Genomic DNA, 26,765 nt, shown 5'->3' on the forward strand with positions numbered 1-26,765 from the left:
TGACCGCCGGAAACGGAGAGGGCGGCACCCCCGCACAAGGGTGCCGCCCTCTCTTCGTGCTCCGGAACCGCCGCCGGATCGGTGAGGGTCGGGGATACGGCGGCGGTTCCGGCGTTCAGGAGCCCGGCAGGGCTCAGCGGTGGTCGCTGCCGGCCGACCGGGACGCCGCCCGGCCCGCCTCCAGGCGCGCGACCGGAATGCGGAACGGCGAGCAGGAGACGTAGTCGAGGCCGACCTCGTGGAAGAAGTGCACCGACTCCGGGTCGCCGCCGTGCTCGCCGCAGACGCCGAGCTTGAGGTCGGGGCGGGTGGCGCGGCCGGCCCGGGCGGCGGCGGCGACCAGGGAGCCGACGCCGTCCTTGTCGATGGTCTCGAACGGGGAGACGCCGAAGATGCCCTTCTCCAGGTAGGCGGTGAAGAAGCTGGCCTCGACGTCGTCGCGGCTGAAGCCCCACACCGTCTGGGTCAGGTCGTTGGTGCCGAAGGAGAAGAACTCCGCCGCCTCCGCGATCTGGCCTGCGGTCAGGGCGGCGCGCGGCAGCTCGATCATCGTGCCGATCGCCAGTTTCAGCTCGTACCCGGTCGCCTCCTGCACCTCGGCGACGACCTGGTCGGCCTCCTCGCGGACGATCTCCAGCTCCTGGACCGTGCCGACGAGCGGGATCATGATCTCCGCGCGCGGGTCGCCCTTGGCCGCCCGGCGCTCGGCCGCCGCCTCGGCGATGGCCCGCACCTGCATGGTGAACAGGCCCGGGATGACCAGCCCGAGCCGCACGCCGCGCAGGCCCAGCATCGGGTTCTGCTCGTGCAGCCGGTGCACGGCCTGCAGCAGGCGCAGCTCGTTCTCGTGCGGCTCCTGCCGGGCCTCGGCGAGCGCGACGCGCACCGACAGCTCGGTGATGTCGGGGAGGAACTCGTGCAGCGGCGGGTCGAGGAGGCGGACGGTGACCGGGAGGCCGTCCATCGCCTCGAACAGCTCCACGAAGTCCTGCTTCTGCAGCGGCAGCAGCTCCTTCAGGGACTCCTCGCGCTCGGCCTCGGTGTCGGCCAGGATCAGCCGTTCCACCAGCTCGCGCCGGTCGCCGAGGAACATGTGCTCGGTGCGGCACAGCCCGATGCCCTGGGCGCCGAACCGCCGCGCGCGCAGCGCGTCCTCGGCGTTGTCGGCGTTGGCGCGCACCCGCAGCCGCCGCTTGCGGTCGGCGAACGCCATGATCCGGTGCACGGCCTCGACCAGCTCGTCGGCGTCGTCCGCGCCGGCGTGCATCCGGCCCTCGAAGTACTCGACCACCGGCGACGGCACGACCGGGACCTCGCCGAGGTACACCTTGCCGGTGGAGCCGTCGATGGAGATGACGTCGCCCTCCTCCACGACGTGCCCGCCGGGTACGGTCATCCGCCGCCGCTTGGTGTCGACCTCCAGCTCCTCGGCGCCGCACACGCAGGTCTTGCCCATGCCGCGGGCGACGACGGCGGCGTGCGAGGTCTTGCCCCCGCGCGAGGTCAGGATGCCCTCGGCGGCGATCATGCCGTCCAGGTCGTCCGGGTTGGTCTCGCGGCGGATCAGGATGACCTTCTCGCCGGAGCGGGACCACTTGACGGCGGTGTAGGAGTCGAAGACCGCCTTGCCGACCGCCGCGCCGGGCGAGGCGGCGATGCCCCGGCCGGCCTGCTCGACCTTGGCGTTCTCGTCGAAGCGGGGGAACATCAGCTGGGCGAGCTGGGCGCCGTTGACCCGCTGGAGCGCCTCGGCCTCGTCGATCAGGCCCTGGTCGACCAGCTGGGTGGCAATGCGGAAGGCCGCGCCCGCGGTGCGCTTGCCGACGCGGGTCTGGAGCATCCACAGCCGACCGCGCTCGATGGTGAACTCGATGTCGCAGAGGTCCTTGTAGTGGTTCTCCAGCGTCTCCATGATCTGCATCAGCTGGTCGTACGACTTCTTGTCGATGCGCTCCAGCTCCGCCAGCGGGACGGTGTTGCGGATGCCCGCCACGACGTCCTCGCCCTGGGCGTTCTGCAGGTAGTCGCCGTACACGCCCTGGTGGCCGGAGGCGGGGTCGCGGGTGAAGGCGACGCCGGTGCCGGAGTCGGGGCCGAGGTTGCCGAAGACCATGGAGCAGACGTTGACGGCCGTGCCCAGGTCGTGCGGGATGCGCTCCTGGCGGCGGTAGAGCTTGGCGCGGTCGCCGTTCCAGGAGTCGAAGACGGCCTTGATGGCGAGGTCCATCTGCTCGCGCGGGTCCTGCGGGAAGTCCCGCCCGGCCTCCGTCTTGACGATCTTCTTGAACCTGGCGACCAGCTTCTTCAGGTCCGCGGCCTCCAGTTCGGTGTCGACCGTGACCTTCTTGGCCCGTTTGGCCTGCTCCAGCGCGTCCTCGAAGAGGTCGCCGTCGACGCCGAGGACGGTCTTGCCGAACATCTGGATGAGGCGGCGGTAGGAGTCCCAGGCGAACCTGTCGTCGCCGGCCTGCCGGGCGAGGCCCTGCACGGACCTGTCGGAGAGCCCGATGTTGAGGACGGTGTCCATCATGCCGGGCATGGAGAACTTGGCGCCGGAGCGGACCGACACGAGGAGGGGGTCGTCGGCCTGGCCGAGCTTCTTGCCCATGCGCTGCTCCAGCGCTTCGAGGTGCGCACTCACCTCGTCACGCAGTGCCGCCGGCTCCTCGCCGCTGTCGAGGTAGACCTTGCATGCCTCGGTGGTGATGGTGAACCCCGGAGGGACGGGGAGGCCGAGGTTGGTCATCTCGGCGAGGTTCGCGCCCTTGCCGCCGAGGAGGTCCTTGAGGTCCTTGTTTCCCTCGGTGAAGTCGTAAACGAACTTCACGCCCTCACGCTCTTTGTTTTCCGACACGGGTCTCGACTCCTCGAGGACGCGGTGGCTGCCCTGACGGCGAGGAACATACCCAGATCAAAGGCGCCTGGGTACGTCCACTTGCGTGTCATGCGCCCGTAACCAGAGGTCCGCCAGCGGATCGAAAGTCACGGGCGAAAGGGTCGCCGACCGGGCGTGTGTTCACTTCTTGAAGGCGACTGCGCACGGGGAGCGGTCGAATCGCTCAGATGAGCACCTGTCGGCACGTCTGATTTCGCTCGATGAACGATCAAGGGGTGGCACTCAGTGCCACCCCTTGAGAAAGTGCAGTCGCCCGGGAATCGCTCATCTGAGCGCAACCCTCATCAGGGGTGGCGAGAATCACGCTTCCACACCCCGCGGGATTTCACCATGCGGACGCCGCCGCGGACGCCTCATGGAGGGGAAACCCACCCGTCACGCCCACCGGCGCCGGTCCCGCCCGTCGTCACACCCCCAGCGCCCGCAGCCGCTCCTCCACCCGCTCCGGCGCGTACAGGTGCTCCACCACCAGCGCGCCCGCCCCGATGAGCCCCGCCCGCTCCCCGAGCCGCGAGGTCACCACCTCGAGCCGGGCGGTGGAGCGGGGCAGCGCCCGCTGGTACAGCAGTTCCCGAACGCCGGTCAGGAAGGGCGTGCCGGCCAGGTCCCCCGCGATCATCAGCACGCCGGGGTTCAGCAGCGTCACGACCGTCGCCAGCACGTCACCCACCCGGCGCCCCGCCTCCCGGGCCAGCCCCATGGCCTCCGGGTGCCCGGCCGCGAGCAGGTCCCGCACGTCCGAGCCGGACGCCGCCCGCACCCCCGCCTCGGCCAGCCGCCGGGCCACCGCTCCCCCGCTGGCGACGGCCGCCAGGCAGCCGTAGGCCCCGCACCGGCACAGCGCGTCGGCGCCTTCCGGCACCCGGATGTGGCCGATGTCCCCGGCGCCGCCGTCGACGCCCCGGTACACCGAGCCGTCGACCACGACGCCGGCGCCTATGCCGGTGGAGACCTTGACCAGCACGAACGCCGAGCAGTCGGGGTGGCCGGTGCGCTGCTCCCCGTACGCCATCAGGTTGGCGTCGTTGTCCACGAGGACCGGCACGGACGGGGCGCCGGCGTGGTCGCCGACCGCCCTGGCCAGCCGGCCCCGTATGTCGTAGCCGTCCCAGCCGGGCATCATCGGCGGCTGCACCACGCGCCCGGTGCCGGTGTCGACGGGGCCCGGCACGGCGAGCCCGACGCCGCACACCTCCTGCGGCGCGTGCCCCGCCTTCTCCAGCAGCTCGGCGAACCAGCGCCCCAGTTCGCCCAGGACGTGCTCGGGGCCGTCCTCGACGACGAGCGTGCCGCCGTGCTCGGCGAGTATCTCGCCGCTGAGCGACAGCACGGCCGCGCGCGCATGCCGGGTGTCGAGGTCGGCGGCGAGGACCACCGCGTGGTCGGTGTCGAACTCCAGGGTGATGGAGGGCCGGCCGCCCAGCGGGGAGTCGACCGGGCCGCCCGCGCCCTCGCGCAGCCAGCCCGCGCGGAACAGCCGGTCCAGCCGCTGCCCGACGGTGGCCCGGGACAGCCCGGTGGCCTGCTGAAGCGCGCCCCGTGTGGTCGCACGGCCGCTGCGTACGAGCTGGAGCAGGTCACCGGCGCTGGCCTGACCGCCGCTCCGGCCGCCGCCGGGCCCGGCGGCGGGTCCCGCGCCCCGTCCGCTCCTGCCGCTGGCGACGGAGCCCGCTCTTCCGGTTCCGGTCATGCACACCCCCTTGTGTTTCTCAAGTTTGCATTACATATTGAGTTTTGCGTGTTAAATAGACGTAACCCTACGGTAGCCCCAGCCGAACTGGTCGGCCGGACGTCTTCGGGGAGCCACGCGTGGACCGCTCGACCCAACTCACCGCCCACCGCTCCGCATCAGCCGAGCGCACGGAACCCGCACGCACCACAACATCACCTTCCTTGCCCGGACCGGGCCGGGCAACCGACACGGCCCCCGTTGCATACGATCCCGGCGCATCGGCCGAAACACCGCACCTCAGCGCCGCCCGCGTGCTGGAGGGCAACTGGACCGGAACGTCCACCGTCCCCTCGCGCGGCCTGTATCCGCACCAGTGGTCCTGGGACTCCGCGTTCATCGCGATCGGCCTGCGCCATCTGTCGCCGTTACGCGCACAGACCGAGCTGGAGACGCTGCTGTCCGCGCAGTGGGCGGACGGCCGGATCCCGCACATCGTCTTCAACCCCTCCGTGCCGCTCGACGCCTACTTCCCGAGCCCCGACTTCTGGCGCTCCTCCACCGCGGGCCACGCCGCCGGCGCCCCGCGCGCGGTGGAGACGTCCGGGATCGTTCAGCCGCCGGTGCACGCGCTGGCGGCCTGGCTGGTGCACTGCGCCGACCCCGGCCTGTCCCGGGCCCGCGGCTTCCTGGCGCGCGTCTACCCGCGTCTCGCCGCCTGGCACCGCTATCTGCTGCACCGCCGGGACCTGGGCGGCGGCGGGCTCGCCTCCGTGGTCCACCCCTGGGAGCAGGGCATGGACAACAGCCCCTGCTGGGACGCCCCGCTCGCCCGGATCACCCCGGCCCCGGCGCGCTCCTTCCGCCGCGCCGACCTCGACCACGGCGCGCCCGAGGACCGGCCCACCGACCTCGACTACGGGCGGTACGTGCGGCTCGCGGCCGACTACCGCGACGGCGGCTACGCCGACGGGAGCGGCGACTTCGCCGTGGAGGACCCGGCGTTCAACGCGCTGCTCATCGCCTCCGAGTCGGCCCTGGCCCGGATCGCCCGCGAGCTGGGCGCGTCCGGCACGGCCCGGCAGGCCCGCGCCGAGCGGCTGACGGGCGCGCTGATCGAGCGGCTGTGGGACCCGGCGGAGGGCATGTTCTTCTGCCGGGACGTGCGCGGCGGGAACGTCATCCGCGAGCGCGGCGTGTCCGGCCTGGTCCCGCTGCTGCTGCCCGCCCTGCCCCGCGCGGTCGCCGCCGCCCTGGTCCGCGCGCTCGGCGGGCCGCACTTCGGGCTCGGCTCCACCACCCGGCTGGTGCCCAGCTACGACCTGCTCGGCGAGGCCTTCGACCCGCACCGCTACTGGCGCGGGCCCGCCTGGTTCAACACCGGCTGGCTGGTGGAGCGCGGCCTGTGGGTGCACGGCGAGCGGGAGCGCGCCGAGGCCCTGCGCACGGCGCTGCTGGACACCGCCGTCGCCACCGGTTTCGCCGAGTACGTCGACCCGTACACCGGCGAGGCGTGCGGGGCGACCGGCTTCAGCTGGACGGCCGCGCTCACCCTGGACCTGCTCCACGACCGGCCCGCCGAGGGCCACGGCACGGCGATCGGCGCACCCGCGTTCGGCGGCGCGGAAGGCGGCACGGGCAACGGCGCGGCAAGCGGCTCGGGAAGCAGCACGGCAAGCGGCTGCGGAAACGGCGCGGCACTCGGCCCGGGAAACGGCGCGGGAGACAAGGGAGAGGGAGGGGACCTGGGATGACGGACCGGCAGCATCTGCTCGTGCACTCGGGCACGTTCGTCGCCGTGGGAGACAGCGGTGACATCAGCGGTGTGCGCACCGGCGGCGCGGTCCGGCCCGGCGGACTGCCGGACGGGCTGTTCGTCCGCGACGCCCGCCATCTGAGCCGCTGGCAGCTCACCATCGACGGCGCGGTGCCCGAGACCCTCACCCCCGTCGCCGACGGGGACACCGCCCGCTGCGTGCTCGTCCCGCGCGGCGGCCGTCAGGAGCCGCCCGCCTGCACGGTCTTCCGTGAGCAGGCCGTCGGCGACGGGTCGTTCGTGGAGTCGCTGCGGGTGGCCGCCAACCGTCCGGTGCCCCTCACGGTCCGGCTCGCGCTCACCGTCGACGCCGACTTCGCCGACCAGTTCGAGCTGCGCTCCGACCACCGCACCTACGCCAAGACCGGCGCGGTCCGCCGCCGCCAGGTCCTCGACCACGGCATCGAGTTCGTCTACCAGCGCGGCGAGTGGCGCTCCTGTACGACGGTCACCGCGGAGCCCTCGCCGGACGCCGTCGAGGAGACCGGCACCGGCGCCCGCCGCCTGGTGTGGAAGCTGGAACTGGAGCCGCACGGCACGGCCGAGCTGGTGCTGCGCGCCATCGCCCGGCCGCACGGCGAGAAGCGGGCGCTGCGCGTGCCCCGCTCCCCGGCCTCGGTCAACGAGCAGCTCCTGGAGAAGGAGGGCCGGTTCGTGGAGGGCGTCGCCTTCCCCACCGGCTGGCCGGAGCTGGCCGCCGCCTGCGCGCGCGGCCTCGCCGACCTCGCCGCCCTCCAGATCCCGGCGACCGGGCCGGACGGCGAGGAGCTGCGCGTGCCCGCGGCCGGCGCGCCCTGGTTCCTCACCCTGCTCGGCCGCGACGCCCTGCTCACTTCCCTGTTCGCACTGCCCTACCGCCCCCAGCTCGCCGCGGCCACGCTCCCCGCGCTCGCCGCCACCCAGGCGACCGGCGCGCACGCGGAGTCGGTCGCCCAGCCCGGCAAGATCGTGCACGAGGTGCGCCACGGCGAGCTGGCGCACTTCGGGCAGGTGCCCTACGGCCGCTACTACGGCTCGGTCGACGCCACGCCCCTCTTCCTCGTCCTGCTCGGCGCGTACGTCGAGCAGACCGGGGACACCGCGCTGGCCCGCCGGCTGGAGCCGCACGCCCGCGCGGCGGTCGGCTGGATGCTCGACCACGGCGGCCTGACCTCGCGCGGCTACCTGGTCTACCGCGCCGACCGGGGCGGTCTGGCCAACCAGAACTGGAAGGACTCCCCCGGCGCCATCTGCGCCGCCGACGGCAGCCGGGCGAGCGGCCCGGTCACGGCGGCGGGCGCGCAGGGGTATGCCTACGACGCCCTGCGCCGCACCGCGCTGGTGGCCCGCACGGTGTGGGAGGACGAGGTGTACGCGGCACTGCTGGAGCAGGCGGCGGGCGATCTGCGGGACCGGTTCCAGCGGGACTTCTGGATGGACGACCGGTCCTTCCCGGCGCTGGCCCTGGACGGCGAGGGCCGCCGCCTGGACGCGCTGGCCTCCGACGCCGGGCATCTGCTGTGGTCGGGGCTGCTGGACAAGGAGTACGGCGAGGCGGTCGGGCGGCGGCTGCTGGAGCCGGACTTCTTCTCCGGGTGGGGCGTGCGCACGCTGGCGGCCGGCCAGCCGGCGTACCACCCGCTGTCGTACCACCGCGGCTCGGTCTGGCCGCACGACAACGCCCTGATCGCCCTGGGCCTGGCCCGCTACGGCCTGCACGACGAGGCCCGCACGATCGCGCACGGCCTGGTCGACGCGGCCACCGCCACCGGCCACCGCCTCCCGGAGGTCCTGGCGGGCTACGGCCGCACCCACCACGCGGAACCGGTCCCCTACCCGCACGCCTGCGTCCGCGAGTCCCGCTCGGCGGCGGCCCCGCTGGCGCTGCTGACGGCGGTGGGCGGAGCGTAGGGCCTCCGGCGGCGGGCGGTCCAGGGACGCGGCGCCGGTGCCGGGGCGGGCGCCCGTCCCGGCGCCCTCGGCACGCACGCGTGCCGCGCCCGGCCGACGGCCCGGCTCACGGCAGCTGACGGGGCGTGCTGCCCGCCGACGCCGGCGAGCCACGACGGCACCCGGGACGGCGCACCCGTCCCGGCGCCCCCCATACGTGCCCAAGCCCGTCCGGTGGCCCGGCTCACGCAGCCGAAGGGGCGCACCACCGGCAGGGCGACGGGCACGACACGGGCACCCGGAAGCGGCACCGGGTGCCCGTGCCCCTCTCCTCACCCGCAGGCTCGGCCCCGCCCCCGCCGGCCGGCGCCGCCGACACCCTCGCCGAGCACGGCGCCGACGGCCGGCCCGCCCCCGGGCCCGCCGCCGGCGACCACCAGCCCATCGCCCGGGTCAGCGGCCGGGGCGCGAGCCGGGACGTGCCGGTGTCCGTCGTCGCCGGGGACCCGGAGGTGCTGGACCGGATCGACGGCTGGCGCTGGACGGAGGGCCTGATCGCGGGCGGCGCCCCGGTGTGGCGGATGAGCGACTTCCGCGACCGCTTCCTGACGGCGTACGGCTCCGCCCCGCACCCGGCGAAGGACTGATCGGCCCAATCGGCATGATCGGCCCCGCCAGCATGACCGACCCGTTCAGCCGCCGGAGGTGTCCAGCTCGGCGTCCTCGCCGACGCCCGCGCAGTCGTACGGGTCCTTCAGCCAGCCGTCGGGCAGCACGACCCGGTTGTTGCCGGAGGTACGGCCGCGGGGCCCCTCGGCGCCGGCCGGCCACGGCTGGTCGAGGTCCAGCTCGTCCAGCCCGGACCGCAGCTCCGCCGGCGACGAGGTCACCGCGAGCCGCTTGCGCATCTCGGAGCCGACCGCGAAGCCCTTGAGGTACCAGGCGACGTGCTTGCGGAAGTCCACGACGCCCTTGGACTCGTCGCCGATCCACTCGCCGAGCAGCGCGGCGTGCCGCACCATCACGTCGGCGACCTCCCGCAGCGACGGCCGCGCGACGTCGTCGGCGCGCCCCTCGAACGCGGCGACCAGGTCGGCGAACAGCCACGGCCGGCCCAGGCAGCCGCGTCCGACGACGACGCCGTCGCAGCCGGTCTCGCGCACCATCCGCAGCGCGTCCCCGGCCGACCAGATGTCGCCGTTGCCGAGCACGGGGATCTCCGGGACGTGTTCCTTGAGCCGGGCGATGGCGTCCCAGTCGGCGGTGCCGCCGTAGTGCTGGGCGGCGGTGCGGCCGTGCAGGGCGATGGCGGTGACGCCCTCCTCGACGGCGATGCGGCCGGCGTCGAGGTAGGTGATGTGGTCGTCGTCGATGCCCTTGCGCATCTTCATGGTGACCGGCAGGTCCCCGGCCCCGGCGACGGCCTCGCGCAGGATGGCGCGCAGCAGGTTCCGCTTGAACGGCAGCGCCGAGCCGCCGCCCTTGCGGGTGACCTTGGGCACGGGGCAGCCGAAGTTGAGGTCGATGTGGTCGGCGAGGTCCTCCTCCGCGATCATGCGGACGGCCTTGCCGACGGTCGCCGGGTCCACGCCGTACAGCTGGATCGACCGCGGGCGCTCGCTCGCGTCGAAGCGGATCAGCTGCATCGTCTTCTCGTTGCGCTCGACCAGCGCCCTGGTGGTGATCATCTCACTGACGAACAGCCCCTTGCCTCCGCTGAACTCCCGGCACAGGGTGCGGAAGGGCGCGTTGGTGATCCCGGCCATGGGGGCCAGGACGACGGGCGGCTGGACGGTGTGCGGGCCGATGCGCAGGGGCGTGGTGGGCATGGACATTCCTCCATTGTCCCGCACGGACCGCGGTGCCCGGCACCCCGTTCCCGCCCCGGCCTCCCGTCGGTCTCGTGGTTGCTGCACACTCCTGGGGGCACGCGCCTGTGTGCGGGGCGGCAGGACGCTGGAGGGGTCGATGACGGGGAACGACACGAGCAAGGTCAGCCGCTGGGACCAGCACGGCCGGGAGCACGTGGTCCGGGTGCGGCGCACGGGGGTGCAGCGCACGATCAGCTGCGACACCTGCGGCTGGCGCCGGGGCGCGCAGTTCCTGCCGTGGCTGAAGGCCCAGGAGCACCTGGCTCAGGCGCACCAGGCGACGGTGGACCCGGCGGGCGGTTAGGGGACGGCCGGCGGCTCGCCGGTCACCCGGCGCGTCAGCCCCGCAGGCCCCGCACCACCGGCTCCACGACCGGCTCCACGACCGGCTCGAACTCCGCGTCGGCGCCGGGCTGGTCCGGTCCCGGGCGTAGCCGCCGGGGTCGTGGCGGCGCCCGGTGGCGTGGAGGACGCGCGGGCGGTGACGGCGGGGCCGGCGGCTCGGCGGCCTCGACGGGACACGGGGAAGCCCCCGGCGCCGCCCACGAGGGGCCGCACCGGGGGCTTTCGCGCGTGCGCGTCTAGCAGCCGACCAGCCGCGACGCGAGGTAGCCCTCGATCTGGTCCAGCGACACCCGCTCCTGCTTCATGGTGTCGCGCTCGCGCACGGTCACCGCGTTGTCGTCCAGGGTGTCGAAGTCGACGGTGACGCAGAACGGCGTGCCGATCTCGTCCTGGCGGCGGTAGCGGCGGCCGATCGCGCCGGCGTCGTCGAACTCGATGTTCCAGTTCTGCCGCAGCGTCTGGGCGAGGCCCTTGGCCTTCGGGGACAGCTCGGGGTTGCGGGACAGCGGCAGGACCGCGACCTTCACCGGGGCCAGGCGGTGGTCGAGGCGCAGTACGGTGCGCTTCTCCATCTTGCCCTTGGCGTTGGGCGCCTCGTCCTCGACGTAGGCGTCGAGCAGGAACGCCAGCATCGCGCGGCCGACACCGGCCGCCGGCTCGATGACGTACGGCGTCCAGCGCTCGCCGGCCTCCTGGTCGAAGTAGGAGAGGTCCTGGCCGGAGGCCTTGGAGTGGGCGCCGAGGTCGTAGTCGGTGCGGTTGGCGACGCCCTCCAGCTCGCCCCACTCGCTGCCGCCGAACTGGAAGCGGTACTCGATGTCGGCGGTGCGCTTGGAGTAGTGGGAGAGCTTCTCCTGCGGGTGCTCGTACCACCGCATGTTCTCTTCACGCATGCCGAGGCCGGTGTACCAGTTCCAGCGCTGCTCCATCCAGTACTCCTGCCACTTCTCGTCCTCGCCCGGCTTGACGAAGAACTCCATCTCCATCTGCTCGAACTCGCGGGTGCGGAAGATGAAGTTGCCGGGCGTGATCTCGTTGCGGAAGGACTTGCCCATCTGGGCGATGCCGAACGGCGGCTTGCGGCGCGAAGTGGTCTGCACCTGGGCGAAGTTGGTGAAGATGCCCTGGGCGGTCTCGGGGCGCAGGTAGGCGATGGAGCCGGAGTCCTGGGTCGGGCCGAGGTGGGTCGACAGCAGGCCGGAGAACTGCTTGGGCTCGGTGAAGGTGCCCTTGTTGCCGCAGTTGGGGCAGTTGAGGTCGGCGAGGCCGTTCTCCGGGGCGTGGCCCTTCTTCTCCTCGTAGGCCTCCTCCAGGTGGTCCGCGCGGAACCGCTTGTGACAGGAGGTGCACTCGGTGAGCGGGTCGGTGAACGTGGCGACGTGGCCGGAGGCGACCCAGACCTCGGGGGCCAGGATCACGGACGAGTCGATGCCGACGACGTCCTCGCGCGACGTCACCATGTAGCGCCACCACTGGCGCTTGAGGTTCTCCTTCAGCTCGACACCGAGCGGCCCGTAGTCCCAGGCGGCGCGCTGGCCGCCGTAGATCTCACTGCAGGGAAAAACGAAGCCACGGCGCTTGCTCAGGCTGACGATGGTGTCGATCTTGTCGGCGGCCACGGTGCTCTCTTCATTACGACGACGATGACTGACAAGTGCGGCGCGTAGCGCCTCGATGGGGGGTGGTGGTCGGGGGACGGGCGGGCGAAGCGAGACGCTTCCAGCGAATGATTCAGGTTACCGGCGCGGCCTGCCCCTCGACCAAATCGGCCCCCGTCCCGACGCTTGTTGACAACGGTTTCCATATTTGTTGAAAATGGGAGTCATGAACGTACGACGACACCACATATCCGCCATAGCGGTCGCCGCGGCCGTCACCCTCGGTCTCGGGACCCTTTCCGCCTGCTCCGACGACAGCGCGGCGGCGGGCAACGCCGGGAACACCGACAAGTTCGACGTCGTCGCGTCGTTCTACCCGATGCAGTTCCTCGCCGAGCGGATCGGCGGGGAGCACGTGAACGTCACCACCCTGACCGCCCCCGGTCAGGAGCCCCACGACCTGGAGCTGAGCACCCGGCAGACCGCCCAGCTCGGCGAGGCCGACGCGGTGCTCTACCTCAAGAGCCTCCAGCCCGCCGTGGACGAGGCGGTCGACCAGTCCGGCGTCGAGACGAAGATCGACGCGGCCACCCTCACCTCGCTGGAGGACCACGGCGACGTGGAGCACAGCCACGAGGGCGAGGAGGAGCACGCCGAGGAGTCCTCCGGGGAGGAGCACGCCGAGGAGGAGGAGCACGCCCGCGACCCGCACGTCTGGCTCGACCCGGTCAAGTACGCCGAGGTCGCCGAGGGCGTCGCCGAGGCCTTCGCGAAGGCCGACCCCGACCACGCGGCCGACTACCGCAAGAACGCCGAGGAGCTGACCGGCAAGCTCGACGACCTGAACACGCGGTTCGCCGAGGGCCTGAAGAACACCGAGACCAAGGTCTTCTTCACCAACCACGCCGCCTTCACCTACCTCGCCGAGCGCTACGGCCTCACCCAGGAGGCCATCTCCGGCCTCGACCCGGAGAGCGAGCCGAGCCCCGCCCGGATCAAGGAGCTGCAGACCGAGGCGAAGGCCGACGGCGTCACCACCGTCTTCTACGAGACACTGGTATCGGACAAGACGGCGAAGACCCTCGCCAAGGACGCCGGCCTGAAGACCGACGTCCTGGACCCGCTGGAGGGCATCACCGACAAGTCCGAGGGCGACGACTACTTCCAGGTCATGGACGCCAACCTGGAGGCGCTGCGCACCGCCCTCGGCGCCAAGTGACCGCTTCGGCGCCGACCGAGCGCTCTTTGGAGGCGATTGTGAGCGAGCCCGTCATATCCCTGCGCGGGGTCCGCGCCGAACTGGGCTCGCGCCCCGTCCTGCGCGGCATCGACCTCGCCGTCCGCCGCGGCGAGGTCGTCGCGCTGCTCGGCGCGAACGGCTCGGGCAAGTCGACGGCCGTGCGCGCCGTCATCGGCCAGGTGCCGGTGACCTCCGGCGGGATCGAGCTGTTCGGGAGCCCGCTGAGCCGGTTCCGCGACTGGGCGCGGGTGGGCTACGTCCCGCAGCGCACCACCGCCGCGGGCGGCGTCCCGGCCACCGTCACCGAGGTCGTCTCCTCCGGGCGGCTGTCGCGGGCCCGCTTCGGCGTGCTGCGCAAGGCCGACCACGCCGCCGTACGCACCGCCCTGGAGCTGGTCGGCATGGCCGACCGGGCCAAGGACTCCGTGGGCGCGCTCTCCGGCGGCCAGCACCAGCGGGTGCTGATCGCCCGCGCCCTCGCCTCCGAGCCCGAGCTGCTGATCATGGACGAGCCGATGGCGGGCGTCGACCTGGCCAGCCAGGAGGTCCTCGCGGACACCCTGCGCCGGCAGGTCTCCCAGGGCGCCTCCGTCCTGCTCGTCCTGCACGAACTGGGCCCCCTGGAGCCCTTGATCGACCGGGCGGTGGTCCTGCGCGACGGCTGCGTCACGCACGACGGCCCGCCCCCGAAGGCGGTCGGCCAGCACGCGCTGCCCGGCCACGACCATGTGCACCCGCACGCACCCGCGGGCGCCGAACCGATCCGCACGGGACTGCTGAGCTGATGGACTTCCTCGACTACGCCTTCATGCAGCGGGCGCTGCTGGCGGCCGTCCTCGTCGGCATCACGGCCCCCGCGATCGGTGTCTACCTCGTCCAGCGCCGCCAGGCCCTGATGGGCGACGGCATCGGCCACGTCGCCATGACCGGCGTCGGCCTCGGCTTCCTGATGTCCTGGTCCCCGGTGTGGACGGCGACGCTGGTCTCCGTCCTCGGCGCGGTCCTCATGGAGCTGATCCGCTGGTACGGCAGGACCCGCGGCGACATCGCCCTCGCCATGCTGTTCTACGGCGGCATGGCCGGCGGTGTGATGCTCATCAACCTCGCCCCGACCGGCTCCAACGCCAACCTGACGTCGTACCTCTTCGGCTCCCTGTCGACGGTGTCCGAATCCGACGTCACGGCCATCTGTCTGCTCGCCGCGTTCGTGATGCTGGTCACGGTCGGGCTGCGCCGGCAGCTGTTCGCGGTCAGCCAGGACGAGGAGTTCGCGCGGGTGACGGGCCTGCCGGTGCGGGTGCTGAACCTGCTCATGGCGATCACGGCGGCGGTGACCGTGACGGTCGCCATGCGCGTGGTGGGCCTGCTGCTGGTCAGCGCGCTGATGGTGGTGCCGGTCGCGGCGGCGCAGCAGATCGGCCGCAGCTTCGCCGCCACCTTCGCCGTCGCCGTCGCCATCGGCGTCGCGGTGACCCTCGGCGGCACGGTGACCTCGTACTACCAGGACGTTCCGCCCGGGGCGACCATCGTGCTGCTGACCATCGGCGCGTTCGGCGTGCTGACCGTGCTGGCCGCCCCGCTGGCCCGCCGCCGGGCCCGGGCGACGGCCGCCGACGCCGACCGCGGCGACTGCACGATTCCCGCCACTCGTCCGTCCGGCGACAAGATCGGCACCTGACGTGTCCGGCCCGGCTGGCACAATGGCCCGGCAAGCGCAGAGCAGACGTCAGGAGGCAACGGTGACGACCGCTGGACCGCCCGTGAAGGGCCGCGCCACACGGCAGCGCGCCGCCGTGGCGGCAGCCCTCGAAGAGGTCGACGAGTTCCGCAGCGCGCAGGAGCTCCACGACATGCTCAAGCACAAGGGCGACGCCGTCGGGCTCACCACGGTCTACCGCACGCTCCAGTCCCTCGCCGAGGCCGGCGAGGTCGACGTCCTGCGCACCTCGGACGGCGAGTCCGTCTACCGCCGCTGCTCCACCGGCGACCACCACCACCACCTGGTGTGCCGCACCTGCGGCAAGGCGGTCGAGGTCGAGGGCCCTGCCGTGGAGAAGTGGGCGGAGGCCATCGCCGCCGAGTACGGCTACGTCAACGTCGCCCACACGGTGGAGATCTTCGGCACCTGCGCGGAGTGCGCGGCCAAGGGCTGACGTCCGATGGCTCCGGGGGCGCCGGGCGCGCCCCCGGAGCCCGGGTCACTGCTGCCGGCCCTCCATGGCCAGCAGCTCCTCGTTCGGGATCGCCCCGCCGAAGCGGCGGTCGCGGGAGGCGAACTCCACGCACGCGCGCCACAGGTCGCGGCGGTCGAAGTCCGGCCACAGGATGTCCTGGAACACCAGCTCTGCGTACGCGCTTTGCCACAGCAAGTAGTTGGAGGTGCGCTGCTCGCCGCTGGGCCGCAGGAACACGTCCACGTCCGGCATGTCCGGGTAGTACAGATAGCGCGCGAACGTCTTCTCGTCGACCTTCGACGGGTCGAGCCGGCCCGCCCGCACGTCCTCGGCGAGGGCCTTCGCCGCGTCGGCGATCTCGGCCCGGCCGCCGTAGTTCATGCAGAAGTACAGGGTGAGCCGGTCGTTGTCCTTGGTCTGCTCCTGGGCGACCTGGAGCTCCTTGGCGACCGACTTCCACAGCTTGGGCATCCGCCCCACCCAGCGCACCCGCACGCCCAGTTCGTCCAGGGTGTCGCGGGTCTTGCGGATGAAGTCGCGGTTGAAGTTCATCAGGAAGCGCACCTCGTCGGGCGACCGCTTCCAGTTCTCGGTGGAGAAGGCGTACAGCGAGATCGCGCCGACGCCCATCTCGATGCCGCCCTGGAGCACGTCGAGCACCCGCTCGGCGCCGACCTTGTGTCCCTCGGTGCGCGGCAGCCCGCGCTGCTTGGCCCAGCGGCCGTTGCCGTCCATGACGATCGCCACATGGTTCGGGACCAGCTCCCCGGGCAGCTTCGGGGGCCGCGCGCCGGACGGGTGCGGTTCCGGCGTCCTGTACTCCCGGCGCTGACGCCCCAGAAACCCGCGTACGGCCATGTGCTTCTCGTCTCTCTCTTGGTTCTCTTGGTTCTCTAGGTGTCGCTAGGTCTTCTCGACATACCGGAGGGAGCGCAGCCCTCGCTCCAGATGCCAGTGCAGATAGGCGGAGACCAGCCCGCTGCCCTCCCGGACGTACCGCGGCTCGCAGCCGTCCGCGGTCTCCCAGTCTCCCGTAAGCAGCGCGGCGAGCAGTTCCAGGGCCTGCGGCGAGGGTACGACGCTCCCGGGCACCCGGCAGTCGGCGCACACGCAGCCGCCGGACGCCACCGAGAAGAAGCGGTTCGGGCCCGGCATCCCGCACTTCGCGCAGTCGCCGAAGCTCGGGGCGTAGCCGTTGACGGCGAGGGACCGCAGCAGGAACGCGTCCAGGACCAGGTGCGGGGCGTGCTCCCCGCGGGCGAGCGTGCGCAGCGCGCCGACCAGCAGCAGGTACTGCTGCACGGCCGGCTCGCCCTCGTGGTCGGTGAACCGCTCGGCGGTCTCCAGCATCGCCGTCCCGGCGGTGTACCGCGCGTAATCGGTGACGATCCCGCCGCCGTACGGCGCGATGGTCTCGCTCTGCGTGCACAGCGGCAGCCCGCGCCCGACCAGCTCGCCGCCGCGCGCGAAGAACTGCACGTCGACATGGGAGAACGGCTCCAGCCGGGCCCCGAACTTCGACTTGGTCCGCCGCACCCCGCGGGCCACGGCGCGTACGCGTCCGTGACCCCGCGTGAGCAGGGTGATGATCCGGTCCGCCTCACCCAGCTTCTGGGTGCGCAGCACGATGCCGTCGTCGCGGAACAGACTCATGCGGCCCATTCTTCCTTACGCCCGGGACCCCTAGGGGACCTCGCCCCGGCTGCGGGCGTTCTCGTACGCGGTGGCCGCGCGCAGCCGCTCCATGGCGGTGGCCGCCCGCAGCGCCTCGGGATCGGCGTCCCACTCCCGGCCGCCTCCGAAAGGCCGTAACTGGACGTACGGCCCCTCCTTCCCCATCACCACACCCACGCGCCCGTCACGGGTGTCCACCGCGTACGACCCGACCACCGGTACGTACGCTCCGACCCCCGGTACGTGTGCGCCGCCCACCGGTCCCGGCGGCGTCTCCGCGTCGCTCACCGCAGCACCGCCGCCAGCCGGGCCGCCGTCTCGACGGAGCAGCGCCCCAGTTCCACCAGCGGACAGGGCGCCCGCCGCGCCAGACTCACCGGGTCGAGCCCCAGCGACGGCAGCGTAATTCCGACCTCTCCCAACGCGGCCCGCAATTCCTTCAAGGTTTCCTCCGCCTCTTCGACGCAGCGCGCCGAGTGTCCTGCCTCCACCTGATTCCCCTCACTTTCCGGGTTTCACGCTTTCCGCCTCCAGCGTGACGCGCCGCCCCTACACTCGGAAGACATTTCGGCCTACAAGTGCCTGGCAGGACAAGGGGGTTGGCCATGGCCAACGGTTCACGACAAGCAGCGTGGGAGTTCTTCGGCACGGAACTCAAACGACGCCGCGAGGAGGCGGGGTTGACGCAGGTGGAGCTGGGTGCGCGGGTCTTCATCTCGGGCGCGTACATCGGCCAGTTCGAGCAGGCGATTCGAAAGCCCCAGCTGGATATCGCCCAGCGGATTGACGTAGTACTGCAAACCGACGGTATTTTCGAGCGGTTGTGCAAGAAGCTGATTGACGACCACCGGTTCGCGGATTACTTCGCGGCGGTGGCGGAGCTTGAGGCGTTGGCGTTGAAGATCTGCGAGTTCGCACCGGCGCTGGTGCCGGGACTCCTGCAGACGGAGAGGTATGCGCGGGCCATCACGGTCGCCATGAACCCGTTCGCACCGGACGAGGAGATCGAGAAGAAGGTGTCGGGCCGCATGGACCGCGCCAAGATCCTCAAGGGCCCTACAAAGCCCGTGTATTGGGCGATCCTGCACGAGAACGGGCTGCGCGTGCCGGTCGGCGGACCGGCCGTCATGGCGGAGCAGCTGGACCATGTGGCGCGGCTGGCGCGGGAGCGGGTCGTGCTGGTGCAGGTTCTGCCGTACACGGCTGGGGCGTACGCCGTCATGACCGGATCGCTGAAGCTCATGGAGTTCGAGGACGCCCCGCCAACCGCCTATACAGAGGCCGTGTATTCGGGCAACCTGCTGGACGATCCGGCCGTAGTGAAGGACGCCCAGCAGGCATACGATCTACTCAGGGCCGCCGCACTTTCGCCGGAGGCGTCCCTGGCCCTGATCGAGTCGGCGGCGGAGGACTACAGACGATGCGCGAGTACGACCTGACCAACGCGAGCTGGCACAAGAGCAGCTACAGCGACGGCAACGGCGGCGACTGCGTCGAGGTCGCCTCCGACTTCCCCGGCGCGGCCCGCTGGCGCAAGAGCACGTACAGCGATGGCAACGGGGGCAACTGCCTCGAAGTCGCCGACGGAGTCCCCGGCGTCGTCCCGGTGCGCGACAGCAAGGTCCCGGACGGGGACGTGCTGGTGATCGGCGGCGCCGCGTGGCGGGCGTTCGTCGGCGGGGTCACGGCGTAACCGCGCAGGACCAGGCGGCGGGAGAACGGGCTCTCGGACCGAAGTCGGGCAGCGGAAGCCGTAGCGGTCTCCCACTGCCCGAACGTGCTCACCGGAAGGGCCGGGGACGAGGGATCAGGCCCGGGTCACCGGCGCCTGCAGTTCCGTCACCCAGTCGTCACGGTTTTCCGGGCACTCCGCCGACCTTCTCGTCCACGATGTCCCGGACCTGCTGGAGAGTGAATCCGAGGTCCTTGAGCGCGATGATCCGGTTGAGGCGGGCGAGTTGGGCAGCGGTGTAGTGGCGGTAGCCACTGGCGGGGTCGACGTGAGCCGGTCGCAGCAGTCCGGCCGTGCCGGGCGAAGTCTCCGATGGTGAACATGATGTCTCCGAGCTGACCGCCTGACACGGTGTGAGGGTCAAGAAGCTACTCGCACCGGGCCTCGCCCGGCACCTCGGCAAGACATCGCCCACTCCACCAAGATTCACCGCAAAAACCCCATGCCGATCCCCCTCCGCGTCGTTACCCCAAGTGCCCGGTCCGACCGGGCCGGGAGCGACACAGCGGAGGAAACGCACTGATGAAGACCATGCGACGCATCACCGTGACGGCCTTGACGGCGGGGCTGCTCATGGGAGTGCCGGCCGGGGTCGCCTCGGCTCATTCCGGGGACCGCGACGCGGGGCCGGGCGGGGTGCTGTCGAACCTGTCCGGGCGGAACTCCTCCGGGCACGCCAACCTGTGCGGCACGGGGAAGCTGTCCGTGCTCAAGGAGCGGACCTGCCGGACCGAGGACGGCCACAAGGGCGGCGGTGACGAGACCGGCCCCAGCGGCGGCGTGCTGTCCAACCTGCTGTTCGCCCGAAACGCCTCGGGGCACAGCAACAACTGCGGCAACGAGACCGTCTCCGTCATGAGCCGTACCACCTGCGTCACCGTGGAGCGCTCCGGCCACTGAGCGCCCCACAGGGACGGGAACCGGCGGGTCGCCGTGCGGCCCCGCCGGTTCCCGTGGTGACGACGAGGAACAGAAAGCAGGCGGTACAGGTGGAGATGTCCTCGACGCGGCTGTGCGTCGGTGTGGTGGCGCCGCTGACGGGGCGGCTGGCCCCGCTGGGGAAGCCGTTGTCGTACGTGCTGCGCGCGCTCGGGCCCCGGCTGGGGCGCGTGCGCAACGGCGGCCGGGAGTACGAGGTGTCGGTCGTGGTGCGGGACAGCCGGTCCGACCCGGATGCGGCCCGGCAGGCCGTGCGCGGCCTCGCCCGCGAGGACGGGGCCCACATCGTCCTCACCATGGCCGGGACGCAGGTGCTGCCCGCCGTCGCCGACGCCTGCGAGCGGGAAGGGGTGCCGTGTCTGTCGACGACGTTCCCCTGGCAGGCGTACGTCCACGCGCGCGGCGCCGATCCGGCGCACCGCTTCCGGTGGACGTACCACTTCGCCTGGGGCCTGGACGACATCGCCGCCGTCTTCGCCTCCCTGTGGGAGCGGTTCGAGGGCCGGTCCACCGTCGGATGCCTGTGGAACGACGACCTCCAGGGCAGGCTGCTGCGCCACGAGCGCTACGGCTTCGCGCCGGTGACGTCCGCGCGCGGGCACACCCTGGTCGATCTCGGGCCCTACCGCGAGCCCGCCGAGGACTTCACCCCTCAGATCGACCGGATGCGCGAGCACGGCGCCGACGTGATCACCAGCGCGGCGACCGCCGCCGACCTGGCCCTCTTCCACCGGCAGGCCCGCGAGGCGGGCATGCGGCCCCGGCTGATGACCTGCTCGCGCTGGCTCACCTATCCCCCGACGCACACCACCGCCCTCACGGACGTGCAGGCCGAACTCGCCGACGCGCGCGTGGCCACGCTCGTCTACTGGAGCCCCGAACACCCCTACCGCTCCAGCCTCGACGGCAGCACGTGCCCCGCCCTCGCCGACGCCTACCGGCGCGACACCGGCGAGTCCTGGCTCCAGCCCCTGGGCCTGGCCCACGCCCTGGTGGAGACCGCCCACCACGCCCTCACCACCGCGAGCGACCCCACCGACCGCGCCGCCGTGGCCGACGCCCTCGCCACAACCCGCCTCGCCACCATCGCCGGAACGCTCGACTGGACGCGCGGCCCCACGCCCAACGTCGCCCTCGTCCCACTGGCGGGCGGACGCTGGCGCCCGGGCCCGCACGGCCCGCGCCTCGACCTCGTCACGGACCTCGCCTCCGCCTGACGGCCCCCGCAGAGGCGTACGCGGCACCGGGCAACCGATCCCGCCCAACAGGTGGTCTGGAGGGCGAGGGGGTGCTTGATGCAGGCCGAATCAGAGGCCCAGTTCCAGGAGTTCGTCCGAGCGCGGTGGTCCCACCTCGTCCGGACCGCCTATCTGCTCACCGGCGACGTGCACCACGCCGAGGACCTGACCCAGACGGCGCTGGCGAAGGCCTACCGCTCGTGGCGGCGGGTGTCGCGCAGTGACAACCCGGAGGCCTACGTCCGCCGGATGCTGGTCAGCTGCAACAGCGACCGCTTCCGCAAGCGGCGGGTCGCCGAGGCGCTGACCGCGTCGCCGCCGGAGCGGGCGGGGCACGACGACGCCGTGTCGCGGGCGGACGAACGCAGCGCCCTGCTCACCGCGCTGGCCGGGCTGCCGCCGAGGCAGCGGGCCGTGGTGGTCATGCGCTACTGGGAGGACCTGTCCGAGGCGGAGGTCGCGGAGGTGCTCGGCTGCTCGGCCGGCACGGTCAAGAGCCAGGCGTCCAAAGGGCTGGCGAAGTTGCGTACGTATCCGGGGCTCGCGCACGTCATGGGTGTGCGCCGCCCCAGTGGCTCGGTTTCCGGGCGAGGAGGCAGCGGCAGATGAACGACGAACAGGGACAGCACGACGGGCGCGTCGGCGGTGACGGGGACCGGCACGGGGGCGGTTGCGGCTTCGAGGAGGAGTTGCGGTCGCTGCTCGCCGACGACGCCTTCGCCATCCGGCCGTCCTCCGCGCCGTTCCCGGCGATCCGGCACGAGGGCCTGCGGCAGCGGCGGCGCCGGGCGGCGGCGGCCGGAGCGGTGCTGGCGACGCTGGCCGCCGCGCCCGTCGGGGCGTACGCGCTGACCGGCGGCGGGAGCGCGCAGCCGGCGGCGTCGCCCGCCCCGCGCCCGTCGGTCACGGCGTCCGCCCCGCAGTCGCCCACCCCGACGCCGACCGGCGCGCAGGGCCCGGGCACGCCCGGCCGTCTCCTGGACGGGGTCACCCTGGAACAGGCCAGGTCCGGCGTCGAGGACTGCCTCGCCGCCGAGCCGAACGGCGGCGTCTCCGGCGGGTCGGGCCTGGGCCGGCCCGAGGAGTACCGCATCCTGCTCGCCATGCGCGGCACCGGCGACAGCAACGCTCCCGGCGACGGCCACGTCGTCGTCGCCGTCCGGGACCAGCAGTCGGTCCGGCTGATCTGCACCGTCAAGGAGGGACAGGCTCCCGGTCGCAACGTCAGCACCGGCGGCGCGGGCGCGGGCGCGCCCGGGGACCGCCCCGTCGTCCCCGACGTCAACGCCCACAGGCTGTACTCCCAGTCCGTCCTGGACAGGGGCGACTGGAAGCTCCCCTTCCGCTGGGGCAGCATCGGCACGGTGGACGCGTCCGTCGCCCGGGTGACCGTGTCCTACGGCGACGAGACGCGTGAGGCGGCCCTGGACGGCGGCTGGTTCGTCGCCGCGGGCGAACTGGACCGGCAGGTCACCAGGGCGCCGCACATCAAGGGCTACGACGCGGCCGGGAAGCTCGTCTACGACTCCGACCACGACGCGCACTACATGTCCACGCTGCCCTAGCCGACCGGGCTCACCTGCGTCGCCGCCCTAGCCGACCGGGCTCTGCCGCGTCAGACGTTCGCTGAGCACCTTCCCCACCAGCGCCATGTTCTCGGCCTTCGCCATGGCGTGGTGGGTGCAGTCCACGTCGTGGCAGACGATGCGACCGGTGATCCACGGCTGCCAGGTGCGGGCGGTGGTGGCGGTGGCGGGTTTGCCGCGGGTGGCGTGGAAGTAGAGCAGGTCGCCGTCGAAGACCCGCTCGGTGAAGGTCGGCAGCAGGGTGGCGGCGTGGCGGATGATGGCGGCGGCGGCAGCCATGTGGTCCTCCACCAGCGCCGCCCCCATCCGCTCCGGGCCGTCGGCGGCCTCGCCGAGGAGAATGCGGACGATCTGTTCCTCGGCGTCGGCGGGTGCGCCTGCGCCCGTCGGGTCGATGGGCGGTGAGTCGAGCATGGCGAGCAGCCCGATGCGTTCCCCCTCGTCCTGGAGGCGGACCGCGACGGCGTGGGCCAGCGCCCCGCCCAGGGACCAGCCCAGCAGGTGGTAGGGGCCGGTCGGCTGGACGGAGCGGATGTGCCCGACGAAGTCGGCGATCGCCTCATCGAAGGAGCCGGCCGGCTTGTCCCCCTCGCGCAGGCCCCGGGCCTGGAGGGCGTACACCGGGACGTCGGTCGGCAGGTGGCGGGGAAGAGGGGCGTAACACCAGCCCAGGCCGCCCGCCGGGTGGAGACAGAACAGCGGCGGGCGGGTCCCCGTGGCGCGCAGGGGCAGCAGCGGTCGGTAGGCGTCCTGCTGGTCGTTCTCCTCGATGAGCGCGGCCAGGGCGGCGACCGTGGGGGCCTGGTAGACCGCGGCGAGGGTGAGGGTGATCCCCAGTTCGGTGCGGATGCGGGCGACGAGCTGCGCGGCGGGCAGCGAGTGGCCGCCCAGGGTGAAGAAGTCGTCGTCGACGCCGACCTCGGGCACATCGAGGACTTGGGCGAACAGGGCGCACAGCGTCTGCTCCCGGCCCGTGCGCGGCGGCCTTCCGGCGAGGGCCCGGCGGATCGTGACCGCGGGGAGGGCGGCGCGGTCCAGCTTGCCGTGGGCGGTCAGGGGCAGGGCGTCGTGGAAGACGAAGGCGGACGGCACCATGGCGGCGGGGAGCCGGGTCGCCGTCCAGGACCGCAGTTCCGCGATCTCGACCGGGCCGTCCGGCACGACGTGGGCGGTGAGGGTGCGGGCGTCCGGTCCGCTCGCGTCGACGGCCACCGCCGCGTGGCCGATGCGGGGGTGACGGGCGAGGACGGCCTCGATCTCCGGCAGTTCGATGCGCACGCCCCGGACCTTGACCTGGTCGTCCCCGCGGCCGAGGTACTCCAGGACGCCGTCGTGCGTCCAGCGGGCCAGGTCGCCGGTGCGGTACATCCGGCTGCCGGGCGGCCCGAAGGGGTCGGCGACGAACCGCTCGGCGGTCGGCGCCGGTCGGCCCAGGTAGCCGCGGGCGACCTGGTCGCCGCCCAGGTACAGCTCCCCCGGCGCCATCGGGGGCGCCGGCCGCAGGGCCCGGTCCAGGACGTGGGCGCGGACGTTGTGGCCGGGGCCGCCGATGACGGGGCGGTCGTGGCGGCCGTCGATGCGGCAGTAGACCGCGTCGACGGTGCACTCGGTGGGGCCGTAGTAGTTGTGGAAGGTCGTGCCGGGGCAGTAACGCAGCCGCCGCCACAGCTCGGCGTCGATGGCCTCCCCGCCGACCATCACCAGCCGCGGGCGGTGCCCGTCGCCCTCGATCAGTCCGGCGGCCAGCAGCTGACGGAGGAATGAGGGGGTGACGTCGAGGAAGTCGAGGCGCCGCTCACGGACCCGGGCGACGAGGGCGGCGGGGTCCATCCGCACATCCTCCTCGACGAGGTGCACCTCCTGGCCCGCGGCGAGGAAGAGGGGGCCCTCCCAGGCGGTGTCGAAGGAGAACGACGCGGTGAGCGCGGCGCGCAGCCGGCGGCCGGCCTCGGCGACCGCGGGCGCGATCAGGTCGCGTTCGTGGTCGAAGAAGAGGTTGGTGAGATGGCGGTGCTCGACCACCACGCCCTTGGGCCGTCCGGAGGTGCCGGAGGTGAAGGCGACGTAGGCCGGATGGTGCGGGAGCGGCGGACGCACGGGGTCGGTCCCCGGGCGGCCGGCGAGGTCGTGCCGCGTCGCCTCGTCGTCCAGCACCAGTGTCCCGGCGTCGGCGCCGAGGCGTGCCGCCTCCGCGGTCGTGGTGAGCACGCACAGCGGCCGGACGTCGGCAAGCAGTGTGCGCAGGCGTTCGGCCGGGTGCCCGACGTCCAGGGGGACGCAGGCCGCACCCGCCTTGAGCACGGCCAGCAGGGCGACGACGTAGTCGGCCGTGCGCGGCAGGGCCAGCGCCACGTACGTCTCGGGTCCGGCGCCGCGGTCGGCGAGCAGGTGTGCGAGCCGGTTGGCGCGGGCGTTCAGTTCGCCGCCGGTCAGCTCGGCGTCACCGCAGACCAGGGCGGTCGTGCCGGGCGCGCGGCGGGCGTGGGCCTGGAACAGCTCGGGGAGCGTCACGGCCGGGACGGGGCGTTCGGGGCCCTGGGCGAGGGACTGCATCCGCGCGCGTTCCGCGGGCGTGAGCACGTCGATGTCGTGGACCGGGCAGTCCGGTTCGGCGTCCGCCAGTGTGCCGAGCAGCGCCATGAAGCGGTGCAGGTGGGCGGCGGTGTCCGCGGCGGAGTAGAGGCCGGGGTCGGCCTGGAAGTCGATGCGCAGCGAGCCGTCGGCCGGCCGGTCGTAGACGTTGACGCTCATGCCCGTGACCGGCCCGTTGGAGAGGTTGTTCAGCACGGCCGGGTGGGGACCGAAACGCAGCCGCTGGTCGTACGTCATGATGTTGATGCCCCAGTCGCCCAGGTACTCCTGGGAGTTCTGGGCGTGCGGAGTCACCTTGAGTTCGCGGGCCAGGTGCCCGGCCGGGTAGCGCTGGTGGCGCAGAACGCCCTTGGCCCGGTCCACGGTGTGGCGCAGCAGGCTCTCCACGGTGGTCCGCCCGTCCAGCCGCAGCCGCAGCGGCAGGACGTTGGCCAGCATCAGCGGCACGTCCCGCGACGCGGCGCCGCGTCCGGACATCGTGAGGTCGAGCGTGACCTCGTCACGCCCGCTCGCCCGGTGCACGTACAGGGCGAGGGCGGCCATGGCGAGCGACGGCAGTCCGGTGCGGGCCCGGCGGGCCAGGGCGCGCAGCCGGTCGGTCGCGGCGGCGTCGAGGTGGTCGGTCTCGCGGACGAAGTCGCGGGGAATCCTCGGCACGTCATGGGCCGAGTCGGGTCGGGTGGGCCAGTCGGCGAGCTGCTCCGCCCAGAACGCCCGGTCCCGGACGAGCTGCTCGGAGACCTGGTAGGCGGCCTCGTCGTCGAGCGCCTTCGTCAGGGGCCCCATGAGGTTCGGCGGGACGGGCTCGTCGGCGTCCAGCGCGGTGTAGACCTCGGCGATCCGTCGGATGATCATGGACAGGCCCCAGCCGTCCACGGTGATGTGGTGGATGCCGACGTACAGCAGGAAGCGCTCCGGTGCGGTCCGCAGCACCGCGAAGGTGAACGTCCGGGCGTGCCCGAGGTCGGCCGGGCGGGCCAGTTCCGCCCGCATCCAGACCTGGGCGGCGGCCGTGGGGTCGCTCTCCGTCCGCAGGTCCAGCACCGGCAGGGTCCAGTCGTCCAGCGGTTCCACGAACTGGCGTGCGCCGCTGTCCCCGTCGGCCTCGTACCGGGTGCGCAGGCACTGCGCCTCGATGAGCACGCGGCGCAGCGCCGTCTCCAGCAGGCCCACGTCCACCAGACCGTCGATCTCCACCACTTCGGCGGCGTTGAAGGCAGGGCTGTGCGGGTCCATCTGCTGCCCGTACCACACACCGGCCTGCGCCGCCGTCAGCGGCAGCCCTCGATCGCTGCCGAACGTCCTGTGCATTCTCGTCAACTTCCCTGCCGGTCCCTGGACCCCTCGGTCACCTGCCACCAGGGCCAACGAGCCGGACCGGCTGAGGTACCGGCGACCGCCGGGCCCGCACGCCGCCGGCCGGTCCCGACCCGGCCACCGCCCACGCCCCGGCCTGTCCGGATCCGCCCGCTCCGCCCCGCCCGCCCTACGGCGTCCCTTGACCACCCGGACGGCCGCTCCTATGG

22 protein-coding genes and 2 pseudogenes are annotated in these 26,765 nt (G+C 72.7%); 14 read left to right on the forward strand and 10 right to left on the reverse strand.

The annotated features are described in order from the left end of the window. Nucleotides 1-133 precede the first annotated feature (133 nt). Nucleotides 134-2,827 carry a pyruvate, phosphate dikinase gene (gene ppdK / locus ACZ6KF_RS01825; protein ID WP_469237192.1) on the reverse strand — a complete coding sequence of 898 codons (2,694 nt, stop codon included), beginning with the start codon at nucleotides 2,825-2,827 and terminating at the stop codon, nucleotides 134-136. 475 nt (nucleotides 2,828-3,302) lie between these two features. Further along, a complete protein-coding gene (locus ACZ6KF_RS01830; protein WP_356627680.1) occupies nucleotides 3,303-4,586 on the reverse strand; it encodes an ROK family protein in 1,284 nt (427 codons plus the stop codon). Nucleotides 4,587-4,705: 119 nt separating this feature from the next. On the opposite strand from ACZ6KF_RS01830, the gene ACZ6KF_RS01835 reads away from it, so the two are divergent. The 3 genes and pseudogenes from ACZ6KF_RS01835 to ACZ6KF_RS01845 all read left to right on the forward strand — a co-directional run. Further along, the gene (locus ACZ6KF_RS01835) at nucleotides 4,706-6,319 is read left to right on the forward strand and encodes an MGH1-like glycoside hydrolase domain-containing protein (RefSeq protein WP_469236801.1); all 1,614 of its coding nucleotides are present in this window, start codon (nucleotides 4,706-4,708) and stop codon (nucleotides 6,317-6,319) included. Then, the gene (locus tag ACZ6KF_RS01840; protein ID WP_469158564.1) at nucleotides 6,316-8,271 is read left to right on the forward strand and encodes an amylo-alpha-1,6-glucosidase; all 1,956 of its coding nucleotides are present in this window, start codon (nucleotides 6,316-6,318) and stop codon (nucleotides 8,269-8,271) included. The genes ACZ6KF_RS01835 and ACZ6KF_RS01840 overlap by 4 nt, the downstream gene beginning before the upstream one ends. 407 nt (nucleotides 8,272-8,678) lie before the next feature. Beyond that, a pseudogene (locus ACZ6KF_RS01845) lies at nucleotides 8,679-8,897 on the forward strand (CDP-alcohol phosphatidyltransferase); the annotation flags it as partial. Between the two features lie 45 nt (nucleotides 8,898-8,942). Here the strand turns inward: ACZ6KF_RS01845 and dusB are convergent. Further along, a complete protein-coding gene (gene dusB / locus ACZ6KF_RS01850) occupies nucleotides 8,943-10,085 on the reverse strand; it encodes a tRNA dihydrouridine synthase DusB (RefSeq protein ID WP_356627683.1) in 1,143 nt (380 codons plus the stop codon). Between the two features lie 133 nt (nucleotides 10,086-10,218). Between dusB and ACZ6KF_RS01855 the strand changes: the two genes are divergently transcribed. Next, on the forward strand, nucleotides 10,219-10,425 hold the full coding sequence (locus tag ACZ6KF_RS01855; protein WP_356627684.1) for a hypothetical protein: 207 nt from the start codon (nucleotides 10,219-10,221) through the stop codon (nucleotides 10,423-10,425). Nucleotides 10,426-10,702: 277 nt separating this feature from the next. Here ACZ6KF_RS01855 and ACZ6KF_RS01860 read toward each other — a convergent pair whose 3' ends face one another. Beyond that, complete coding sequence (locus ACZ6KF_RS01860) at nucleotides 10,703-12,085, reverse strand: glycine--tRNA ligase (protein ID WP_356627685.1); 1,383 nt, start codon at nucleotides 12,083-12,085, stop codon at nucleotides 10,703-10,705. 205 nt (nucleotides 12,086-12,290) lie between these two features. Between ACZ6KF_RS01860 and ACZ6KF_RS01865 the strand changes: the two genes are divergently transcribed. The 4 genes from ACZ6KF_RS01865 to ACZ6KF_RS01880 all read left to right on the forward strand — a co-directional run bounded on the left by ACZ6KF_RS01865 (nucleotide 12,291) and on the right by ACZ6KF_RS01880 (nucleotide 15,457). Continuing rightward, nucleotides 12,291-13,283: a zinc ABC transporter substrate-binding protein gene (locus tag ACZ6KF_RS01865; protein ID WP_356627686.1), complete on the forward strand. Its 993-nt coding sequence runs from the start codon at nucleotides 12,291-12,293 to the stop codon at nucleotides 13,281-13,283. 35 nt (nucleotides 13,284-13,318) lie between these two features. Then, nucleotides 13,319-14,089 carry a metal ABC transporter ATP-binding protein gene (locus ACZ6KF_RS01870; RefSeq protein WP_356627767.1) on the forward strand — a complete coding sequence of 257 codons (771 nt, stop codon included), beginning with the start codon at nucleotides 13,319-13,321 and terminating at the stop codon, nucleotides 14,087-14,089. Beyond that, entirely contained in the window at nucleotides 14,089-14,982 is an 894-nt protein-coding gene (locus ACZ6KF_RS01875; protein ID WP_356627687.1) for a metal ABC transporter permease, read from the forward strand. The genes ACZ6KF_RS01870 and ACZ6KF_RS01875 overlap by 1 nt, the downstream gene beginning before the upstream one ends. 61 nt (nucleotides 14,983-15,043) lie before the next feature. Beyond that, a complete protein-coding gene (locus ACZ6KF_RS01880) occupies nucleotides 15,044-15,457 on the forward strand; it encodes a Fur family transcriptional regulator (RefSeq protein WP_356627688.1) in 414 nt (137 codons plus the stop codon). A 45-nt stretch (nucleotides 15,458-15,502) separates the two neighbouring features. Here the strand turns inward: ACZ6KF_RS01880 and ACZ6KF_RS01885 are convergent, their stop codons facing one another. From ACZ6KF_RS01885 to ACZ6KF_RS01900, 4 genes are read right to left on the reverse strand one after another with little or no spacing between them, the layout of a single operon-like run. Further along, complete coding sequence (locus tag ACZ6KF_RS01885) at nucleotides 15,503-16,336, reverse strand: isoprenyl transferase (RefSeq protein WP_356627689.1); 834 nt, start codon at nucleotides 16,334-16,336, stop codon at nucleotides 15,503-15,505. Between the two features lie 45 nt (nucleotides 16,337-16,381). After that, complete coding sequence (recO, locus tag ACZ6KF_RS01890) at nucleotides 16,382-17,131, reverse strand: DNA repair protein RecO (RefSeq protein ID WP_356627690.1); 750 nt, start codon at nucleotides 17,129-17,131, stop codon at nucleotides 16,382-16,384. A gap of 30 nt (nucleotides 17,132-17,161) precedes the next feature. After that, nucleotides 17,162-17,440: a hypothetical protein gene (locus ACZ6KF_RS01895; RefSeq protein WP_356627773.1), complete on the reverse strand. Its 279-nt coding sequence runs from the start codon at nucleotides 17,438-17,440 to the stop codon at nucleotides 17,162-17,164. Continuing rightward, nucleotides 17,437-17,643 (reverse strand): hypothetical protein, encoded by a 207-nt coding sequence (locus ACZ6KF_RS01900; RefSeq protein WP_356627691.1) that lies wholly within the window; start codon nucleotides 17,641-17,643, stop codon nucleotides 17,437-17,439. Before ACZ6KF_RS01900 ends, ACZ6KF_RS01895 begins: the two co-directional genes overlap by 4 nt. A 114-nt stretch (nucleotides 17,644-17,757) precedes the next feature. Between ACZ6KF_RS01900 and ACZ6KF_RS01905 the strand changes: the two genes are divergently transcribed. Both ACZ6KF_RS01905 and ACZ6KF_RS01910 read left to right on the forward strand, forming a co-directional pair. After that, nucleotides 17,758-18,591, forward strand: a complete 834-nt coding sequence (locus ACZ6KF_RS01905) for a helix-turn-helix domain-containing protein (RefSeq protein ID WP_469158562.1) — start codon at nucleotides 17,758-17,760, stop codon at nucleotides 18,589-18,591. Further along, a complete protein-coding gene (locus ACZ6KF_RS01910) occupies nucleotides 18,573-18,845 on the forward strand; it encodes a DUF397 domain-containing protein (protein ID WP_469236803.1) in 273 nt (90 codons plus the stop codon). Before ACZ6KF_RS01905 ends, ACZ6KF_RS01910 begins: the two co-directional genes overlap by 19 nt. A 181-nt stretch (nucleotides 18,846-19,026) precedes the next feature. Here the strand turns inward: ACZ6KF_RS01910 and ACZ6KF_RS01915 are convergent. After that, nucleotides 19,027-19,207: pseudogene (locus tag ACZ6KF_RS01915) on the reverse strand (MerR family transcriptional regulator); the annotation flags it as partial. A 199-nt stretch (nucleotides 19,208-19,406) separates the two neighbouring features. Here ACZ6KF_RS01915 and ACZ6KF_RS01920 point away from each other — a divergent pair. From ACZ6KF_RS01920 to ACZ6KF_RS01935, 4 genes are all read left to right on the forward strand, one after another. Then, complete coding sequence (locus ACZ6KF_RS01920; RefSeq protein ID WP_469236806.1) at nucleotides 19,407-19,784, forward strand: hypothetical protein; 378 nt, start codon at nucleotides 19,407-19,409, stop codon at nucleotides 19,782-19,784. A 95-nt stretch (nucleotides 19,785-19,879) separates the two neighbouring features. Continuing rightward, nucleotides 19,880-21,040, forward strand: coding sequence for an ABC transporter substrate-binding protein (locus ACZ6KF_RS01925; RefSeq protein ID WP_469236808.1), 1,161 nt, complete (start codon nucleotides 19,880-19,882; stop codon nucleotides 21,038-21,040). A 78-nt stretch (nucleotides 21,041-21,118) separates the two neighbouring features. Further along, nucleotides 21,119-21,670, forward strand: coding sequence for a SigE family RNA polymerase sigma factor (locus ACZ6KF_RS01930; RefSeq protein ID WP_469236811.1), 552 nt, complete (start codon nucleotides 21,119-21,121; stop codon nucleotides 21,668-21,670). Further along, nucleotides 21,667-22,626: a hypothetical protein gene (locus tag ACZ6KF_RS01935; RefSeq protein WP_469236814.1), complete on the forward strand. Its 960-nt coding sequence runs from the start codon at nucleotides 21,667-21,669 to the stop codon at nucleotides 22,624-22,626. The genes ACZ6KF_RS01930 and ACZ6KF_RS01935 overlap by 4 nt, the downstream gene beginning before the upstream one ends. A gap of 27 nt (nucleotides 22,627-22,653) precedes the next feature. On the opposite strand, the gene ACZ6KF_RS01940 is transcribed toward ACZ6KF_RS01935, so the two are convergent. Continuing rightward, complete coding sequence (locus tag ACZ6KF_RS01940) at nucleotides 22,654-26,550, reverse strand: amino acid adenylation domain-containing protein (RefSeq protein ID WP_469236815.1); 3,897 nt, start codon at nucleotides 26,548-26,550, stop codon at nucleotides 22,654-22,656. Between the last annotated feature and the right edge of the window lie 215 nt (nucleotides 26,551-26,765).

It is taken from the genome of Streptomyces sp. NPDC046379 (assembly GCF_055587785.1).

Bases quoted from the DNA above. Each gene is read 5' to 3' on its own strand.
- ACZ6KF_RS01940 (WP_469236815.1), bottom strand. From the start codon at position 26,550: ATGCACAGGACGTTCGGCAGCGATCGAGGGCTGCCGCTGACGGCGGCG.
- ACZ6KF_RS01885 (WP_356627689.1), bottom strand. From the start codon at position 16,336: ATGGCCGTACGCGGGTTTCTGGGGCGTCAGCGCCGGGAGTACAGGACG.
- recO (WP_356627690.1), bottom strand. From the start codon at position 17,131: ATGAGTCTGTTCCGCGACGACGGCATCGTGCTGCGCACCCAGAAGCTG.
- ACZ6KF_RS01935 (WP_469236814.1), top strand. From the start codon at position 21,667: ATGAACGACGAACAGGGACAGCACGACGGGCGCGTCGGCGGTGACGGG.
- ACZ6KF_RS01875 (WP_356627687.1), top strand. From the start codon at position 14,089: ATGGACTTCCTCGACTACGCCTTCATGCAGCGGGCGCTGCTGGCGGCC.
- ACZ6KF_RS01925 (WP_469236808.1), top strand. From the start codon at position 19,880: ATGTCCTCGACGCGGCTGTGCGTCGGTGTGGTGGCGCCGCTGACGGGG.
- dusB (WP_356627683.1), bottom strand. From the start codon at position 10,085: ATGTCCATGCCCACCACGCCCCTGCGCATCGGCCCGCACACCGTCCAG.
- ACZ6KF_RS01855 (WP_356627684.1), top strand. From the start codon at position 10,219: ATGACGGGGAACGACACGAGCAAGGTCAGCCGCTGGGACCAGCACGGC.
- ACZ6KF_RS01930 (WP_469236811.1), top strand. From the start codon at position 21,119: ATGCAGGCCGAATCAGAGGCCCAGTTCCAGGAGTTCGTCCGAGCGCGG.
- ACZ6KF_RS01920 (WP_469236806.1), top strand. From the start codon at position 19,407: ATGAAGACCATGCGACGCATCACCGTGACGGCCTTGACGGCGGGGCTG.
- ACZ6KF_RS01865 (WP_356627686.1), top strand. From the start codon at position 12,291: ATGAACGTACGACGACACCACATATCCGCCATAGCGGTCGCCGCGGCC.
- ACZ6KF_RS01840 (WP_469158564.1), top strand. From the start codon at position 6,316: ATGACGGACCGGCAGCATCTGCTCGTGCACTCGGGCACGTTCGTCGCC.
- ACZ6KF_RS01910 (WP_469236803.1), top strand. From the start codon at position 18,573: ATGCGCGAGTACGACCTGACCAACGCGAGCTGGCACAAGAGCAGCTAC.
- ACZ6KF_RS01905 (WP_469158562.1), top strand. From the start codon at position 17,758: ATGGCCAACGGTTCACGACAAGCAGCGTGGGAGTTCTTCGGCACGGAA.
- ACZ6KF_RS01830 (WP_356627680.1), bottom strand. From the start codon at position 4,586: ATGACCGGAACCGGAAGAGCGGGCTCCGTCGCCAGCGGCAGGAGCGGA.